The sequence below is a fragment of the Rhizobium sp. FG113 genome (genome assembly GCF_057809895.1).
In genome coordinates this window covers 1-2795 of the sequence record NZ_JBMDKV010000054.1, presented here as the reverse complement: position 1 = coordinate 2795, position 2795 = coordinate 1, and the positions used below count along the sequence as shown (strand labels likewise).

At 59.2% G+C, this 2795-nt stretch carries 4 protein-coding genes; all 4 read right to left on the bottom strand.

Annotation, left to right across the window (positions count from 1 at the left end; translation table 11 throughout):
* Window positions 1-44: 44 nt before the first annotated feature.
* The gene (locus ACODTZ_RS36065) at window positions 45-350 is read right to left on the bottom strand and encodes a hypothetical protein (protein WP_427205128.1); all 306 of its coding nucleotides are present in this window, start codon (window positions 348-350) and stop codon (window positions 45-47) included.
* Complete coding sequence (gene tnpC, locus ACODTZ_RS36060; RefSeq protein WP_489032105.1) at window positions 350-1912, bottom strand: IS66 family transposase; 1563 nt, start codon at window positions 1910-1912, stop codon at window positions 350-352. Before tnpC ends, ACODTZ_RS36065 begins: the two co-directional genes overlap by 1 nt.
* Window positions 1913-1984: 72 nt before the next feature.
* The gene (tnpB, locus tag ACODTZ_RS36055; RefSeq protein ID WP_012478058.1) at window positions 1985-2332 is read right to left on the bottom strand and encodes an IS66 family insertion sequence element accessory protein TnpB; all 348 of its coding nucleotides are present in this window, start codon (window positions 2330-2332) and stop codon (window positions 1985-1987) included.
* Window positions 2329-2691 carry an IS66-like element accessory protein TnpA gene (gene tnpA, locus ACODTZ_RS36050; RefSeq protein WP_165222105.1) on the bottom strand — a complete coding sequence of 121 codons (363 nt, stop codon included), beginning with the start codon at window positions 2689-2691 and terminating at the stop codon, window positions 2329-2331. Before tnpA ends, tnpB begins: the two co-directional genes overlap by 4 nt.
* Between the last annotated feature and the right edge of the window lie 104 nt (window positions 2692-2795).

Here is a 2795-nt window from a genome sequence, read left to right as displayed (position 1 = left end):
GTGAGCGTCCGGCGAACGCATTTTCGGGTGTGGAGAGATGGATGCTATAGGCCGCGTTTCATCTCATCGACCATGATGCGGTAGATTATTTCGGGATCGCATTGTGTCTCGATGAGAAACTCGCGGAGACCGCCGTCCCACGTCCTGATGTCGACAAGCAAGCTTTGAAGCTCTTCGATGCCGTTCTCGGTCAGACCCTTCGTGCCATCCTCACTACCATCACTGACGTAAACCAGTTCGCCTTCGGAGATGTTGTCGGAGTTTGCGGTGATTTCCTCGATCAGCTCGAGGTTCTCGCCAATCATGCCGGCGACTTGGCTGAGTGTGTAGATAAACCTCGAACGAGCCATCAGCCGGCCTCGCTTCGAGCGTTTGGCGTCCAGTTCCAGGGCAACAGGTCTTCAAGTCGATCCTTGGGGTAATCCTGGATCCGGGTCAGGACATCTGTCAGGTAGACCTCCGGATTATGGCCTTGCAGTTTGACCGTCTCGATGATCGTCAAAATGTTGGCGATGCGCTCACCGCCTTTGTCCGAGCCGGCAAACAGCCAGTTCTTCCGACCAATTCCGAGCGGACGCATGGCTCGTTCAGCAATGTTGTTGTCGATTTCAACACGGCCGTCATCGATGTAGACGCTCAAGGCGGCCCATCGCGACAGCGCATATCGCATCGCCTCGGCCAGCTTCTGCTTTTGCGGCAGCGTAGAAAGCGTGGATTCAATCCAGGCCTTGAGCTCGTCCAGAACGGGCCGGGCATGTTCTTGGCGCAGGGTACACCGCTCGTCAGCTGACATGCAGCGGATACGGTTCTCGATATCGTAGAGCGCGCCAATGCGCGACAGCGCTTCCTCCGCGATCGGTGACGGCTTCAGCTTGATCACATCATGGAACTTGCGGCGCACATGCGCCATGCAGGCGGCCTCAACGATCTGGTTGCCGTAGAGTTTCCTGTAGCCCCCATAACCGTCGGCATGCATGACGCCGCTGAAGCTTGCCAGGTGGTCAGCCGGATGTGCCCCCTTGCGGTCAGGGCTATAGTAATAGGCGATGGCTGCGGGAGTGGCGGATTGGTAGCCACTGCCGTCGAAGACGTAGACCCAGACCCTGCCGGTTTTTGTCTTGCCCCGTCCGGGGTCGAGAACATCGACCGGGGTATCGTCCGTATGTATTCGGTCGAGTGCTGCGATATGGGCCCTGATCAACAAGACGAGTGGCGTCAGCAAAGCGGATACGCGGCCGACCCAGTCGGCCATCACGGATCGGGAGATATCTATCCCCAACCGGTCGTACATCTCGGACAGACGGTAGAGGGGAATGTGATCGTCGAATTTGGCGATCATGATATGGGCGAGCAGTCCCGGCCCGGGTTTGCCGCGCTCAATCGGCAAGGTCGGCATCTCGCCAGCCACCGTCGTATCGCATTCCCGGCAGATCATACGCTTTTCGACATGCCGGACAATCTTGACCGACGCCGGCACGTGCTCGAGCACCTGGACCACCCTGTCGGGCGCCTTGAGGAATGACGTGCCACCGCAGGTCGGGCAATTGCAGGGAGCCGCATAGACCAGTTCCTCGGCGGGAAGACCATCGGGCAGAACCTTGCGCTTCGGCTTTTCGGATGCGTCCTCCAACTCTGGCAGAGGAGTTTTGCCGGAGCGCAGTTCAGTTTCGGCTCGAGACGCCTCAATCTCCTCCAGCATCAGTTCGAACTGCTCGATCTTCCGGTCGATCTTTTCCGAAGAGGCGCCATGCTGCCGATGTCGGAGCAGCTGCAGTTGCGCGCGAAGAAGCCCGATTATGGAGTCACGCTTGATGACCTCGGCTTCCTGGCTCTCAAGCTTCGCCGCCTGTTCGGCGACCAATGCGCGCAAAGCAGTGAGCTCGTCCTGACTGTCCAGCGGCGCTGTTTCCATGTCTGCAAATCTAGCCGATTTGCCTCTGACGCGCCAGCGTTAAGCCTCGGATGTACCTGCAAAATATGGCTTTTATCCCGTTCGGCCAGGAGCGGACGTCCACGCCGGGCGGCGCCAATCGATCCCTTCGACGAGCATCGAAAGCTGCGCCTGCGTCAGGTGCGCGACGCCCTCTTTCGCCGTCGGCCAGGGAAAGTACCCACGCTCCAAAATCTTGTAGAACAGGCAAAACCCCTGGCCGTCCCACCACAGAAGCTTGATCCGGTCAGCGCGCTTTCCGCGGAAGCCGAAGATCGCGCCCGAGCCAGGCGCCTCCTTCACGACCGTCTCGACCAGCGCGGACAGACCATCAATGCCACGCCGCATATCGGTCACCCCGCAGGCCAGATAGACCCGCACATTCCCCGATGGCCCGATCATGCCGCCTCCACGCAAGCGACCAGCGGACCAAGCAGCTTCACCTCAACGTCAGCCGGAACCTTCAAGCGCCGACCGTTTCGGAGCAAGATCTCGACGATCGCCGGCCTCGTTGCCGCGGTAGAAGCCTGGCCTGCGCCAACCTCCTGGGTGATCTCCACCGGGAGGAACACCGTCGGCCGATCGGCATAGCTGAATGATTGCCGCCATAAGCGGATCTGGCCCGGATGAATGTCATGTCGGCGCGCCACATCACCAATGCGAGCACCGGGCTCTTCAGCTTCCGCAAGTATCCTCAGCTTCGCCTCGTCCGACCAACGCCGTCTGCGTTCGGTACCGGACATGATCTCCATGCGAGCCATGAAACCTCTTTGTTCTGGTATTAATGTCAGCATTAATGCTGGTTCGAATGCCAGAACATCGCCTGATTTGCCCGATCAGCAAAAACAACTCACCGGACGCTCAC

Excerpts from the sequence above, each read along its gene's own strand:
- tnpB (WP_012478058.1), bottom strand. The coding sequence starts at position 2,332 with ATGATCGGGCCATCGGGGAATGTGCGGGTCTATCTGGCCTGCGGGGTG.
- ACODTZ_RS36065 (WP_427205128.1), bottom strand. The coding sequence starts at position 350 with ATGGCTCGTTCGAGGTTTATCTACACACTCAGCCAAGTCGCCGGCATG.
- tnpC (WP_489032105.1), bottom strand. The coding sequence starts at position 1,912 with ATGGAAACAGCGCCGCTGGACAGTCAGGACGAGCTCACTGCTTTGCGC.
- tnpA (WP_165222105.1), bottom strand. The coding sequence starts at position 2,691 with ATGGCTCGCATGGAGATCATGTCCGGTACCGAACGCAGACGGCGTTGG.